Source organism: Trinickia mobilis, from assembly GCF_017315705.1.
Classification (GTDB): domain Bacteria; phylum Pseudomonadota; class Gammaproteobacteria; order Burkholderiales; family Burkholderiaceae; genus Trinickia_A; species Trinickia_A mobilis.
In genome coordinates this window covers 51,735-65,872 of the sequence record NZ_JAFLRF010000007.1, presented here as the reverse complement: position 1 = coordinate 65,872, position 14,138 = coordinate 51,735, and the positions used below count along the sequence as shown (strand labels likewise).

6 protein-coding genes and 1 pseudogene are annotated in these 14,138 nt (G+C 67.2%); 5 read left to right on the top strand and 2 right to left on the bottom strand.

Annotated elements, in window-relative coordinates; all coding sequences use genetic code 11:
• The first annotated feature begins 5 nt into the window (after positions 1-5).
• Complete coding sequence (locus J3489_RS11970; RefSeq protein ID WP_206998178.1) at positions 6-1,382, top strand: MATE family efflux transporter; 1,377 nt, start codon at positions 6-8, stop codon at positions 1,380-1,382.
• 45 nt (positions 1,383-1,427) lie between these two features.
• On the opposite strand, the pseudogene J3489_RS37595 reads toward J3489_RS11970, so the two are convergent.
• Positions 1,428-1,517: pseudogene (locus J3489_RS37595) on the bottom strand (carboxymuconolactone decarboxylase family protein); the annotation flags it as partial.
• 74 nt (positions 1,518-1,591) lie between these two features.
• Between J3489_RS37595 and J3489_RS11965 the strand changes: the two are divergent.
• From J3489_RS11965 to J3489_RS11950, 4 genes are all read left to right on the top strand, one after another.
• Positions 1,592-7,711, top strand: coding sequence for an alpha-2-macroglobulin family protein (locus J3489_RS11965; RefSeq protein WP_206998177.1), 6,120 nt, complete (start codon positions 1,592-1,594; stop codon positions 7,709-7,711).
• A 118-nt stretch (positions 7,712-7,829) separates the two neighbouring features.
• A complete protein-coding gene (gene pbpC / locus J3489_RS11960; protein WP_242539980.1) occupies positions 7,830-10,055 on the top strand; it encodes a penicillin-binding protein 1C in 2,226 nt (741 codons plus the stop codon).
• 177 nt (positions 10,056-10,232) lie between these two features.
• Complete coding sequence (locus J3489_RS11955) at positions 10,233-10,736, top strand: ComEA family DNA-binding protein (protein WP_206998175.1); 504 nt, start codon at positions 10,233-10,235, stop codon at positions 10,734-10,736.
• 101 nt (positions 10,737-10,837) lie between these two features.
• Positions 10,838-11,287 carry a YidB family protein gene (locus tag J3489_RS11950; RefSeq protein WP_206998174.1) on the top strand — a complete coding sequence of 150 codons (450 nt, stop codon included), beginning with the start codon at positions 10,838-10,840 and terminating at the stop codon, positions 11,285-11,287.
• A gap of 186 nt (positions 11,288-11,473) precedes the next feature.
• Here the strand turns inward: J3489_RS11950 and clpB are convergent, their stop codons facing one another.
• On the bottom strand, positions 11,474-14,071 hold the full coding sequence (clpB, locus tag J3489_RS11945) for an ATP-dependent chaperone ClpB (RefSeq protein WP_206998172.1): 2,598 nt from the start codon (positions 14,069-14,071) through the stop codon (positions 11,474-11,476).
• Positions 14,072-14,138 lie beyond the last annotated feature (67 nt).

Below are 14,138 nucleotides of genomic sequence, written 5' to 3'. Positions count from 1 at the left end.
GGGCCATGTTCGCCGATGTGCGAAAAATCACGAGCCTCGCTTGGCCGGTGCTGATCGGCCAGCTTGCGATCATCGCGTTCGGCGTGATCGATACGGCGATGGTCGGCCGCTACTCCGCGACCGATCTCGCCGCACTGGGGCTCGGTTCCTCGATCTACATCTCGGTGTATATCGGCTTAACGGGCATCCTCGTCGCGCTGCAGCCGGTGGCGGCGCAGCTCTTCGGCGCGCGCCGCGAACAGGAGATCGGCGAAGAAGTCCGGCAGGCGCTATGGCTGGCGGCGGTGCTCGCGGTCATCGGCTTCTGGATTCTGTTTTCGCCCGAGCCGCTGCTGCGCATCGCGCGTGCGCCGGAAGCGCTGCACGATCGCACCGTCGCCTACCTGCGCATCCTGGCGTTCGGCTTGCCGGCCGCGCTCGCGTTTCGCGTCTACAACTCGCTCACGAACGCCGTCGGCAAGCCGCGGCTCGTCATGTTCCTGCAAGTCGCCGCGCTGATCGTCAAGTTTCCGCTCAATACGTGGTTCATCTTCGGCGGGCTCGGCGTGCCGGCGCTCGGCGGTCCGGGCTGCGCGCTCGCGAGCATCGCGATCAACTGGGCGCTCGCCGCGTCCGGCATGACGCTCCTCGCGAAGCTCGAGGTGTTCCAGCCGTTTGCGATCTTCTCGCGCTTTTGCTGGCCAAGCTGGCGGCGTCAGGCCGAGCTGCTCAAGCTCGGCTTGCCGATGGGCCTGTCGTACCTGATCGAAGTGACGTCCTACACGTTCATGGCGCTCTTCATCGCGCGCTTCGGCACGACGACGCTCGCCGGACACCAGATCGCCGGCAACATCGGCGCAGTGCTCTACATGACGCCGCTGTCGATCGGCATCGCCGCCTCGACGCTCGTCGCGCAGGCGCTCGGCGCGAACCGGCCGGAGGCCGCGCGCACGCTGTCGCGGCACGGCATCTTGATGGCCTGCGCGATCGCGTGCTGTTTCGGGTTTGCCGTCGCGCTGCTGCGTCCCTTGATCATCGAGGGCTATACGCCGAACGCGAACGTCGCGGCGGCAGCGATGCCGCTCGTCCTGATCGTGACCGTCTATCACCTGTTCGACGCGCTGCAGGTCAGCACCGCGTTCGTGTTGCGCGCGTACAAAGTCGTGATCGTGCCGACCGTGATCTATGCGGTCGCGCTGTGGGGCGTCGGGCTCGGGGGCGGCTATTGGCTCGGCTTCGACGTCGGCGGCTTCGCACCCGAGTGGGTCACGGGCGCGCGCGGCTTCTGGTCCGCCAACGCCGCGAGCCTCGCGGTCGCGGGCTGCGGGCTGTTCCTGTATTGGCGCCGTGTGAGTTCGCGCCACCTGCGTGCCGCTCAGATGGCGTCGACAGACGCCGTCTGAGAGCAGCAGCCGGCCAGGCGCGTTCTGGCAACCGCTACGCGCGCGTCATGCAGCCGCGGGCGCATCGCGCTGCTCGAACCCCTCGCGCGCTGCGAAGAGCGCATTCAGCGCCGCCGGGAAACCCGCGTAGACCGCCCGATTTGCTTACAACCGCTTACAGCGCTCAGGTAGAATCGCCAGCACTCTGAAAGCCTTGGGGAGTGCAGCCGATGCGAAGCGACAAAGTCAAACAACAATTCAGGTGGGCCGTCGCGACGGCTGTGGTCATCGGTCTCGCCGGCATGACGGCTTGGCGGGCGGATGCCGCGCGCACGGTCAGCGTGTCGCCGCAAGGCAAGGTCGCCCAGGTTCGGCAGGCCGTCGTCAAATTCGATGAAGCGATGGTCCCGTTCGGCGCGCCCGATCTGCCGAACCCCGCGCAGCTTCACTGCAACGACGCAGCGGCGACGAGCGGCCAAGGCCGCTGGATCGACGAAAAGACCTGGGCCTACGATTTCACGAACGACCTGCCTCCCGGCGTGCGCTGCACGATCGACTTGAATAGCGGCTTGAAGTCCAGCGCCGGCAACGCGGTGACGGGCGCGCGCCGGTTTGCGTTCGAAACGGGCGGACCGTTCCCCGCCGACGTCATGCCGCACGGCGGCGAGATCGAAGAGAACCAGGTTTTCGTCGTGAAGCTCAACGGCCCCGCGACCGAAGCGTCGGTGCGCGAGCATGTCTGGTGCGAATCGAACGGGCTCGGTAATCGCATTCCGGTGCAGTACGCCGATGCCGCGACGCGCAACGCGCTCCTCGATCACTTCCGCTTGAAGAAAGAAAGCGCGCGCGTGCTGACGCTCGCTTGCCAGCAAACGCTGCCGTCGAGCGCGAAGATGCAGCTCGTCTACGGCAAGGGAGTGGCAAGCCCGAGCGGCATCGCGAACGACGTCGAGCGGCGCTTCGACTACACGGTGCGCGAGCCGTTCGCCGCGAGCTTTTCGTGCGAGCGCGAGAACGCGAAGGCGCCCTGCACGCCGCTGCGGCCGATCCGCCTGCAGTTCAACGCGCCGATCAAGCGCGCCGATGCCGAGAAGCTCCGCGTGCAAGGCCCGAACGGCGCGATCGCGCCGAGCTTCGCGCCGGACGACAAAGACCCGGAAACGGCCGCCGTCGAATTCGCAGCGCCCTTGCCCGAGCACGCGGAACTGACGATCGACGTACCCAAGTCGCTCAAGGACGCGAGCGGCAGATCGCTCTCGAACGCCGACCTCTTCCCGCTGAAAACGCGGACCGCGCCGATGCCCCCGCTCGCGAAATTCTCGTCGTCGACGTTCGGCATCATCGAGCGCTATGCCGAAGCCGACATGCCGCCGCTCGTGCCCGTCACATTGCGCCACGTCGAAGCCGACCTGCACATCGAGGGTCTCAACGCGGGCAACGCGCAATTCACGAAACTGCAAGTCGGCGCGGACAGCGACATTCGCCGCTGGATGCAGCTCGTCGAGCGCTTCGACGAATACGGCATGAACAAGTCGTCGATCGACAAGCTCGTGCCGGGCCTGCTCGCACGCAACCCCAAGGCGGCGATCGTGCCGCCGCCGCGAAGCGCGTCTGACGACGAAGCACTAGCCGATGACGAAAGCCGCAAAGACCCGCTCATCGATGTCCGTTCGCTGTCGCTGCTCGCCGGGCAAAAGGGCGTCGAAACGCTGAACCTGCCGAAGGCCGACCCGAAGACGCTGCGGCCGTTCGAAGTCGTCGGCGTTCCGGTCGCGAAGCCGGGCTTCTATGTGATCGAACTGGCGTCGCCCGCGCTCGGCGCATCGCTGCTCGGCAAGCCAGCGCCGATGTACGTGCGCACAGCGGTGCTCATCACGAACCTCGGCGTGCATTTCAAGCAGGGCCGCGAGAACAGCGTCGTCTGGGTGACGACGCTCGACAAGGGGCAGCCCGTGCCGAACGCGAACGTGCACGTGTCCGATTGCAACGGCGACGAAATCGCGTCGGGCAAGACCGACGCGCGCGGCCTCCTGACGATCGACGGGCCGCTCGAAGCCAAGCGGCGCTGCGACGACGACCGTTTCAGCGGCTTCTTCGTGTCGGCACGCATCGACGATCCGAAGACCGGCCCGGACATGGCCTTCGTCCAGTCGGACTGGAATCGCGGCATCGAATCGTGGCGCTTTAACGTGCCGACCGATCTCGGCACGAACGAGACCGTGCGCGCGCATACCGTGTTCGACCGGACGCTGTTGCGCGCGGGCGAGACGGTGTCGATGAAGCATCTGATCCGCGTCGAGACGCTGCACGGCTTCGCGTTTCCGAAGCAGTACCCGACGCGCGTCACGATTCGCCATCTCGGCAGCGGCCAGACGTACCGTCTGCCGCTCACCTGGGCCGCCGATCACACCGCCGATTCGACGTTCACGATTCCGGCGTCGGCGAAGCTCGGCGAGTACAGCGTGTCGCTCGACGACGGCGACGCGGGCGCGAGCACGATCGACAGTCAAGGCGACCACGGCGACGACAACAGCGACTCAGGCGATTCCCCGCGCGGCAGCTACGGCAGCGGGAGCTTTCGCGTCGAGGAATTCCGCTTGCCGGTGTTCAAGGGCACGATCGCCGTGCGCAATGAGAAGACGAGCCCGCTCGTCGCCGCGAAGGAAGCCCCCGTCGCGGTGCAGATCGACTACGTGTCGGGCGGCCCGGCGTCGAATCTGCCGGTGCAGGTGTCGGCGCTCGTGAAGCCGGCGACGCCCTCCTTCACCGGCCGCTTCCCCGATTTCAGCTTCGCGCCGTACCGGCGTCACGCGGACGACAACAACGGTGGCGCCGAGAACGCCTCGTCCGACGAAGACAGCGACACGCAAGAAGCCGAGGAAGCCGCGAAGCTCGTCGCCGACAAGGAGCCCATGACGCTCGATCGCAACGGCTCGGGCAGCCTCGTGCTGAAAAACCTGCCGAGCGTCGATGCGCCGAAACGCCTCGCACTCGAAGCCACGTTCGCCGATCCGAACGGCGAAGTGCAGACGATCGGCGGCAATGCGACGCTGTGGCCCGCGGCCGTCGTCGCGGGCATCAAGTCGGGGCGCTGGGTGTCGGTCGGCCATACGGTGCCGGTCAAGGCGCTTGCCGTCGATCTGCAAGGCAAGCCGCGCGCGGGCGTCGCGCTCGAAGTGCGCGGCGTCGCGCGCATCATGACGACCTCGCGCAAGCGCATGGTCGGCGGCTTCTACGCGTACGACAACCACACCGAAACGCGCGACCTCGGCACGTTGTGCCGCGGCACGAGCGACGATCACGGCCTCCTGGCTTGCGACGCGAAGCTGCGCGACGCCGGCAACATCGACCTGGTCGCGGTCGCGAAGGACGGCGACGGCCACACATCGACGGCCAGCACCTCCGTCTGGGTCACGCGCGAGGATGAACTGTGGTTCGGCGGCGAGAACACCGACCGCATCGATGTGCTTCCGGAAAAGACCCGCTACGAGCCGGGCGAGACCGCGCGCTTCCAGGTGCGCATGCCGTTCCGCTTTGCGACGGCGCTCGTCGCGGTCGAGCGGGAAGGCATCATCGAGACCCGCGTCGTGCAGCTCGACGGCCAGGACCCGACCGTCGAACTCAAGGTCGACGAAGCGTGGGGGCCGAACGTGTACGTGTCGGTGCTCGCGCTGCGCGGGCGCATTCACGAAGTGCCGTGGTACTCGTTCTTCACCTGGGGCTGGAAGGCGCCGCTCGAATGGGTGCGCGCGTTCTGGTACGAGGGCCGCCAGTACAGGGCACCGACGCCGCTCGTCGATCTCTCGAAGCCCGCGTTCCGCTACGGGCTCGCCGAGATCGAGGTCGGCACGTCGGCGCACCGGCTCGCGGTGACGGTCACGCCCGATGCGAAGTCGTACCCCGTGCGCGGCAAGTCGCACGTCACCGTGCGCGTGCAATTGCCGGGCGGCAAGCCGGCGCCGGCCGGCACGCAGATCGCGGTCGCCGCGGTCGACGAAGCGCTCCTCGAGCTGATGCCGAACCCTAGCTGGGACGTGCTCGACGCCATGCTGCCGCGGCGCGCCTACGGCGTCGAGACTTCGACCGCGCAGATGGAAATCGTCGGACGCCGCCACTTCGGCCGCAAGGCGGTGCCCGCGGGCGGCGGCGGGAGCAGAAGCGCGACGCGCGAGCTGTTCGACACGCTGCTTGTGTGGAACCCGCGCGTGACGCTCGATGCGAACGGGCAAGCGAGCGTCGAGGTGCCGCTCAACGATTCGCTGACGAGCTTCAGGATCGTTGCCATCGCCGCGGTCGGCACGGGCCAGTTCGGCAGCGGCAGCGCGTCGATCCGCAGTACGCAGGATTTGCAGCTGATCTCGGGCCTGCCGCCGCTTGTGCGCGAGGGTGATCAGTTCCGCGCGCAGTTCACGGTGCGCAATACGACGGCGCGCGCGATGAAGGTTGTCGTCACACCGAGCGCGGCGCCGTTGACGCTCGCGCCGCAGACGATCGACCTCGCGCCCGATTCGGCGCGGGAAATCGCGTGGACGGCGACAGCGCCCGACGGCATTGCCGACGCTCCGCTGCCAGCGCTCACGTGGACCGTGAACGCCGCCGAGCAAGGCGGCGCGCATGCGGCCGATGCGCTCAAGCTCTCGCAGCGCGTCGGCGCGGCGGTGCCCGTCACGGTCCAGCAGGCAACGCTCGCCCAGGTGGACGGCACGCTGTCGATTCCAGTGGCTGCGCCCGCGAACGCGACATCGACGCAAGCCGGCGTCCTGCGCGGCGGCATTGCGGTCTCGCTGCAGCCGAAGCTGTCCGACGGCATGCCCGGCGTCACGCGCTGGTTCGAGCGCTACCCGTATACCTGCCTCGAACAGCAGACCTCGCGCGCGATCGGCCTGCGCGACGCGGGAGCATGGCAGACAGTGATCGCGCGCATGCCCGTCTATCTCGACCGCGACGGCCTCGCCAACTACTTCCCGCCGAGCGACGACGGCCCGAGCCGAGGCAGCCCCACGCTGTCGGCATACTTGCTCGCCGTCACCGACGAGGCGTCGAAGCTCGATCCTCGCTTCGCCCTCCCCGACGACTTGCGCAGCAAGCTCGAAGCGGGCCTCACGAGCTTTGTCGAAGGCCGTATCGAGCGCAATTTCTGGGCGCCGCGCAAGGATCTCGACCTGCGCAAGCTCGCAGCGATCGAGGCGCTGTCGCGCTATGGCGCGGGCAACGCGCGCATGCTCGGCTCGATCGAGATTGCGCCGAACCAGTGGCCCACCTCGGCAGTGCTCGACTACTACCAGATCCTGTCGCGGATGAAGGACGTTCCGCAACGCGCCGACAAGCTCGCGCAGGCCGAGCAGATTCTGCGCGCGCGGCTCACGTACCAGGGCACGCGCCTGACGTTCTCGACCGAAGCCGGCGACACGCTCTGGTGGCTCATGACCGATCCCGAAGTCAACGCCGCGCGCACGGCCCTCGCGTTCATCGACAACCCCGGCTGGAAGGACGAGATGCCGCGGCTCGTGGCCGGCATGCTCGCGCTGCAGAGCCGCGGCGCGTGGCAAACGACGACAGCCAACGTCTACGGATCGCTGGCCGTCGAGCGATTTTCGCGCGCATTCGAGAGCACGCCCGTCACGGGGCAAACGAAGCTTCAGCTCGACGGCGTCACGAAGACGATCGGCTGGCGCGCGGCCATTCCGGCCACGGCCACGCCCGCCGCGAGTTCTGCGCAGGCCGCATCGAATGTCACCGCCTCGCCCGCCGCTCGCACCCGCAGCGTGCGCAGCGAGCTGCTGCCGTGGCCCGCTGCCCAAACCACCGCGCCGCTCACGTTAACGCAGGAAGGCACGGGCAAGCCGTGGGCGACGATCGAAAGCCTCGCCGCCGTCGCCCTGAAAGCGCCCTTCGCGGCCGGGTACCGGATCACGAAGTCCATGACGCCGCTCGAACCCGCGGACAAAGGCGCCCCCCAAGGCACCTTCACGCGCGGCGACATCGTGCGCGTGCACCTCGATATCGACGCACAGACGGACATGACCTGGGTCGTCGTCAACGATCCGGTGCCGGCCGGCGCGACGATCCTCGGCTCGGGCCTCGGCCGCGACTCGGAAGCGGCGACGCAGGGCGAAAAGCAGCGCGGCGACACCTGGCCCGCGTTCGTCGAGCGCGGCTTCGACGGCTATCGCGCGTACTACGAGTACGTGCCGAAGGGCAAATTCTCAGTCGAGTACACGGTGCGCCTCAACAACGCCGGCACGTTCGGCCTGCCGCCGACGCGCGTCGAGGCGCTCTATGCGCCCTCGACGTTCGGCGTGCTGCCGAACGCGCAATGGGTCGTGCATCCGGCGCCTGCGGCGAAGTGAGCCTGCCATGCCGACTTTGACGTTCGCCCTCCAGTTGCCAGCGCATGACGACGCGCCGCCGCGCTGCGGCGCACGCCGGGCTGCGACGCGTGCCACGCTGCGGACTGCAGCCGTAGCCATGCTCGCGATGCTCCCGCTTTACGCCGTCGCGCTGCCGACGTTCGACACCGTCAAGAGCGACTGGCGCAGCTCCGACTGGGTGCTGCTCTCACGCGACGGCGAGCCGCTCGAGCGCACGCGCGTCGGCCGCAGCGAGCGGCGCGGCGACTGGGTCGCACTAGCGGAGGTATCGCCCGCGCTGCGGCAAGCGATCGTCGTCTCCGAGGACAAGCGCTTCTACGCGCATAACGGCGTGGACTGGCGCGGCGTCGCGGGCGCGGCCTGGGGCAATCTGTGGAACACGCGCACGCGCGGCGCGTCGACGGTCACGATGCAGCTCACCGGCCTGCTCGACGACGACCCGAAACGCTCAGGACAACGATCGATCGCGCAGAAGACCGCTCAGGCCGCGAGCGCGCTCTGGCTCGAGCGGACTTGGCGCAAGGACCAGATCCTCGAAGCGTACTTGAACCTCGTGCCGTTTCGCGGCGAGACTGTCGGCCTCGCCGCGCTCTCGCAAACGCTCTTCGGCAAGGCGCCGTCCGGGCTCGACGAGCGCGAATCGGCCGTCGCCGCGGCGCTGATCCGCGCGCCGAACGCGCCCTATCGCAAAGTGGCGGATCGCGCGTGCCGCATCCTGCGCGACATGAATTCGGCAAGCGGCTGCGCGAACCTCGACGGCTTCGTGCAGCTTGCGTTTGCGCGTCCGGCGCCAACTGCCGCGACCGCCGTCGCGACCCCGGCCGCCGATTCGGATGCGCTCGCGCCTCACTTCGCGCGCCGCGTCGCTAACGAAGTCCATCCGAGCGCGGGCATGCGCGTACGCTCGACGCTCGACGCCCGCCTACAGCGCTTCGCGCGCGACACCCTCACGCGCACGCTGATCGAATTGAACGCGCCCGCCCACCGGCGCAACGTGCAGGACGGCGCGGCCATCGTCATCGACAACGCCACGGGTGACATCCTCGCGTACGTCGGCTCGTCGGGGGCGCTGTCGAAGGCGCGCGACGTCGATGCGGTGCTCGCGCTGCGGCAGGCCGGCTCGACGCTCAAGCCGTTCCTCTACGCCGAGGCGATCGACGAGCGGCGCGTGACGACCGCTTCGCTGCTCGACGACGCGCCGCTCGACCTCGCCGCCGGCGGCGGCCTCTACATGCCGCAGAACTACGACAAAGGCTTCAAGGGCTGGGTTAGCGTGCGGACGGCGCTTGGATCGTCGCTGAACGTGCCTGCGGTGCGCACGCTGGTGATGCTCACGCCGCACCGCTTCGCGAAAACGCTCACCGCGCTCGGCCTGCCGCTCACGCAGGAAGGCGACTACTACGGCTACAGCCTCGCGCTCGGCAGCGCGGACGTGAACCTGCTCACGCTGACCAACGCGTACCGCGCGCTCGCAAACGGCGGCGCGCTGCGGCCGACGTTCGAGGTTCCGCGCGACGCGTCTTCCACCTCGAAATCGGCGGCCCAGGAGACCCGCGTCTTCAGCCGCGATGCGAGCTTCATCGTGACGACCGTCCTGTCGGACAACAACGCGCGCACGCGCACGTTCGGCTTCGACAGCCCGCTCGCGACGCGCTTTTTCTCGGCCGTGAAGACCGGCACCAGCAAGGACATGCGCGACAACTGGACCGTGGGCTTCACGTCGCGCTACACGATCGGCGTATGGGTCGGCAACGCGGACGGTACCCCGATGTGGGACGTTTCCGGCGTCTGCGGCGCCTCGCCGGTCTGGGCGGCGATCGCCGGATATCTCCACCGGAACACGCCGAGCGTCGCGCCGGCCGCCCCGGCGGGCGTCGTGAAGACGCACGTCGTGTTCGAGAACGCGCTCGAACCCGCGCGCGACGACTGGTTCATGTCCGGCACGCAAACGCCGTTCGTCGGCCTGGCCGCGAATGCGGCGGCTACCCCGAACGCAACGGGCAACGCACAAGCGGCCGCGCCGCAGATCGCCGGTCCGACCGACGGCACGATCTTCGCGCTCGACCCCGACATCCCGCCGGCACGTCAGCGCGTCTGGTTCGAACGCGCGCCGGGTTCGTCCTCACGCAGCACGTGGCGGCTCGACGGCCGGGCGCTCGGCAGCGCGTCGCGCGTTGCCTGGCTGCCGTGGCCCGGCGCGCATGTGCTGGAACTCGTCGACACCCGCGGCAACGTCGCCGACAGCGTGCGCTTCGAGGTGCGCGGCGCAAGCGCCAAGCGTGCCGCCTCGCTGGAGGGCACGCGTGAAACGCCGCGTCAATAGCTCTCGAATGAATCGTCAGATAGGGTCAGTTGCGCTTTACACCGCTCTCGCAGCGCGGGCAAACTCTGACCGCGTCATAAGAGGGCGCGCAAATTGTCCTATGCTTATCGGCAGCGCCTGCTGCCATGCGCCGTCCGTTCCTGGCTGTTTCCCCTTGCCCTCAATGGAGTCGTTGCCATGCTGAAGAAGCTGTTACTGCTGTGCGTTGCTTGCTTCCTGACGATGTCCGCGGCGTTTGCGTCGTCCGTCGACGTCAACACTGCCGACCAGACCACGCTCGAAAGCTTGAAGGGGCTCGGCCCCGTCAAGTCGAAGGCCATCCTTGACGAGCGCGCCAAGAACGGTCCGTTCAAGGACGCCGACGATCTCGCGAATCGCGTCAAGGGCCTCGGCACGAAATCGGTGACGAAGCTCGAGGCCGAAGGCTTGACGATCGGCGGATCGTCGGCGCCGCCGACGGGTGCCGGCAGCAAGAGCACGAAGAGCACGATGGGCACGATGAGCCCTGCCGCTTCGGCGCCGGCCGCCAAGGCCATGTCGAAGAGCACCGCGCCGTCGACGACGGCAGCGGCTTCCACCAGCACCGCCGCGAGCGCGCCGATGGCGGCGTCCGGCGGCAAGGCATCGAAGAAGTCGAAGAAAGGCAAGGCGGCGTCGGCCGCCGCTGCTTCGGGCGGCTGATCGCCCTTATTCGCCCCCTGTGCGCCGCGCCCGCGCGCGGCACCGTCCACCCACCGGCATCAAGCGTCACGCGTGAGGCCGTTCGCCCTAGAGAGTCCGTCATGAGCTTGCTCGACACCGTCTCCTCCCTGCTCGGCAGCAATTCGTCGCCCGAAGGCAGCCAGAATCTGATCCAGGCCGCACTGGAGTTCGTCAACAACCAGCCCGGCGGCTTGAGCGGCCTGGTCCAGCAGTTCCACGAAAAAGGCGCGGGCGACATCGTCAATTCGTGGATCAGCAACGGCGCGAATCAAGCGATCTCGCCTGAAACGCTGCAGAGCGTGCTCGGTTCCGACGCGCTCTCCGGCATCGCGCAGAAGGCCGGCGTGTCGCCCGATCAAGTGTCGGGACTGCTCGCGCAGGTGCTGCCGCACGTCGTCAATAGCGCGACGCCGGACGGCCAAGTGCCGGCGAGTGGCCAGCTCGATCTGTCGAGCGTGCTCGGCTCGCTCGGCGGCGCCGGCGGCCTGGCTTCGCTCGCGAGCGGGCTGTTCGGCAAGAAGGACGCCTGAGCGCAGTATCGTCGCGCCCGGTATTCAGGGCTCGCTTTGCAGCACACGGAGGAGCAACAGACGCATCTGTCTCGCGCATAAACAAACACCCCGCGCTAAGGCGGGGTGTTTGCTTTTCCAACACTGATGCACGATGCTCATTCGTGTCGGGCCGTCACGCGCCCGGCAGCGCATCGCGTCGTTCGCTTAGTGAACGACGCGCTCGAACACGAGCTTGCCGTTCTCCGCTTCGACCGGAATCACGTCCTTCGGACCGAACTTGCCGGCCAAAATCAGCTTCGCGACCGGATTCTCGATCTCCTGCTGGATCGCGCGCTTCAACGGCCGCGCGCCGAACAGCGGGTCGTAGCCGACCTTGGCGATCTGTTCGAGCGCCGCGTCGGACACGACGAGCTGCATGTCGAGCTTCGCGAGGCGATCGTGCAGCCGCTGCAGCTGGATCTTCGCAATCGATTCGATGTTCGAACGATCGAGCGAATGGAACACGACGACGTCGTCGATCCGGTTCAGGAACTCGGGCCGGAACTGCAGCTTCACCTCGGCCCAGACCGCTTCCTTCACCGCCTCCTGCGATTCGCCGACCATCGACTGGATCAGCTGCGAGCCGAGGTTCGACGTCATCACGATCACTGTGTTCTTGAAGTCGACCGTGCGCCCCTGGCCATCGGTCATGCGGCCGTCGTCGAGCACTTGCAGCAGCACGTTGAAGACGTCCGGGTGCGCCTTCTCGATCTCGTCGAGCAGGATCACGCTGTACGGCTTGCGACGCACCGCTTCGGTCAGATAGCCGCCTTCCTCGTAGCCGACGTAGCCCGGCGGCGCGCCGATCAAGCGCGCGACGCTGTGCTTCTCCATGAACTCGCTCATGTCGATACGGATCAGGTGATCCTCAGAATCGAACAGGAACGACGCCAGCGCCTTGCACAGCTCCGTCTTGCCGACGCCCGTCGGCCCGAGGAACAGGAACGAGCCGTACGGACGGTTCGGATCGGACAGACCCGCCCGCGAGCGGCGGATCGCATCGGCGACCGCACTGATCGCCTCATCCTGGCCGACCACGCGCTCATGCAGTTTCTCTTCGATCTGCAACAGCTTTTCGCGCTCGCCCTGCATCATCCGCGACACCGGGATGCCTGTCGAACGTGACACGACCTCCGCGATTTCCTCGGCGCCCACCTGCGTGCGCAAGAGACGCGGACGCGTGGGGTTGTTCTGCTCCCGCGCTTCGGCCTGCGTCACCTGTTTCAGGCGCGCTTCGAGCTCGGGCAGCTTGCCGTACTGCAATTCGGCGACCTTCTCGAGTTTGCCTTCGCGCTGCAAGCGCGTGATTTCCGCGCGCGTCCTTTCGATGTCTTCCTTCAGTTGCGCGCTGCCCTGCACCGTCGCTTTCTCCGCGGTCCAGATCTCTTCGAGATCCGAATACTCGCGGTTCAGGCGCTCGATCTCTTCCTCGATCAGCTGCAGGCGCTTCTGCGACGCTTCGTCCTTTTCCTTCTTGACGGCTTCGCGCTCGATCTTCAACTGAATGAGACGGCGGTCGAGCTTGTCCATCTCTTCCGGCTTCGAATCGATTTCCATCTTGATCTTCGAAGCGGCTTCGTCGATCAGGTCGATGGCCTTGTCCGGCAGGAAGCGATCCGTGATGTAGCGGTGCGACAGCTCGGCGGCCGCGACGATGGCCGGGTCCGTGATCTCGACGCCGTGGTGCAGCTCGTACTTCTCCTGCAAGCCGCGCAGGATCGCGATCGTCGCCTCGACCGACGGCTCGTCGACGAGCACCTTCTGGAACCGGCGCTCGAGCGCCGCGTCCTTCTCGATGTACTTGCGGTATTCGTCGAGCGTGGTCGCGCCGATGCAATGCAGTTCGCCGCGCGAGAGCGCCGGCTTCAGCATGTTGCCCGCGTCCATCGCGCCTTCGGCCTTGCCCGCGCCCACCATCGTATGGATTTCGTCGATGAAGACGATGGTCTGCCCTTCGTCCTTCGCGATGTCGTGCAGCACCGCTTTCAGGCGCTCCTCGAACTCGCCGCGATATTTCGCGCCGGCGAGCAGCCCCGCCATGTCGAGCGACAGCACGCGCTTGCTCTTGAGCGAATCCGGCACCTCGCCGTTGACGATGCGCTGGGCGAGCCCTTCGACAATCGCCGTCTTGCCGACGCCCGGCTCGCCGATCAGCACCGGGTTGTTCTTCGTGCGGCGCTGCAGGATCTGGATCGAGCGGCGGATTTCATCGTCGCGGCCGATCACCGGGTCGAGCTTGCCCGCGCGGGCAAGCTCGGTCAGGTCGATGGTGTATTTCTTGAGCGCTTCGCGCTGGCTCTCGGCGTCCTGGCTGTGCACCTGCGCGCCGCCGCGCACCGCAACGATCGCCGACTCCAGCGCCTTGCGCGTCAGGCCGTATTGGCGCGCGAGCTTGCCCGCCTCGCCTTTGTCGTCGGCGACGGCTAGCAGGAACATTTCGCTCGCGATATAGGTGTCGTTGAGCTGCTGCGCTTCCTTGTCGGCTTGGTTCAAGAGACCGTTCAGTTCGCGGCTCACTTGCACGTTGCCGTCGGTGCCCTGCACTTGCGGCAAGCGCGAGATCGCGTCCTTCAGCGCCGTTTGCAGCGCCTGTACGTGCACGCCGGCACGCGAGAGCAAGGAGCGCGCAGAACCGTCTTCCTGTGCGACGAGCGCGGCCAGCAGGTGGAGCGGCTCCATGTACTGATTGCCGTGGCCGACGGCCAAGCTTTGCGCATCAGCCAGCGCCTCTTGGAATTTGGTGGTGAGTTTGTCGATTCTCATCAAGAGACCTCCAATTTTCGAATAACACCAAAATGAGGCGTCTCTTGCGTGTTTCAAGCACTATTTC

Excerpts from the sequence above, each read along its gene's own strand:
- clpB (WP_206998172.1), bottom strand. The coding sequence starts at position 14,071 with ATGAGAATCGACAAACTCACCACCAAATTCCAAGAGGCGCTGGCTGAT.
- J3489_RS11955 (WP_206998175.1), top strand. The coding sequence starts at position 10,233 with ATGCTGAAGAAGCTGTTACTGCTGTGCGTTGCTTGCTTCCTGACGATG.
- J3489_RS11970 (WP_206998178.1), top strand. The coding sequence starts at position 6 with ATGTTCGCCGATGTGCGAAAAATCACGAGCCTCGCTTGGCCGGTGCTG.
- pbpC (WP_242539980.1), top strand. The coding sequence starts at position 7,830 with ATGCTCGCGATGCTCCCGCTTTACGCCGTCGCGCTGCCGACGTTCGAC.
- J3489_RS11965 (WP_206998177.1), top strand. The coding sequence starts at position 1,592 with ATGCGAAGCGACAAAGTCAAACAACAATTCAGGTGGGCCGTCGCGACG.
- J3489_RS11950 (WP_206998174.1), top strand. The coding sequence starts at position 10,838 with ATGAGCTTGCTCGACACCGTCTCCTCCCTGCTCGGCAGCAATTCGTCG.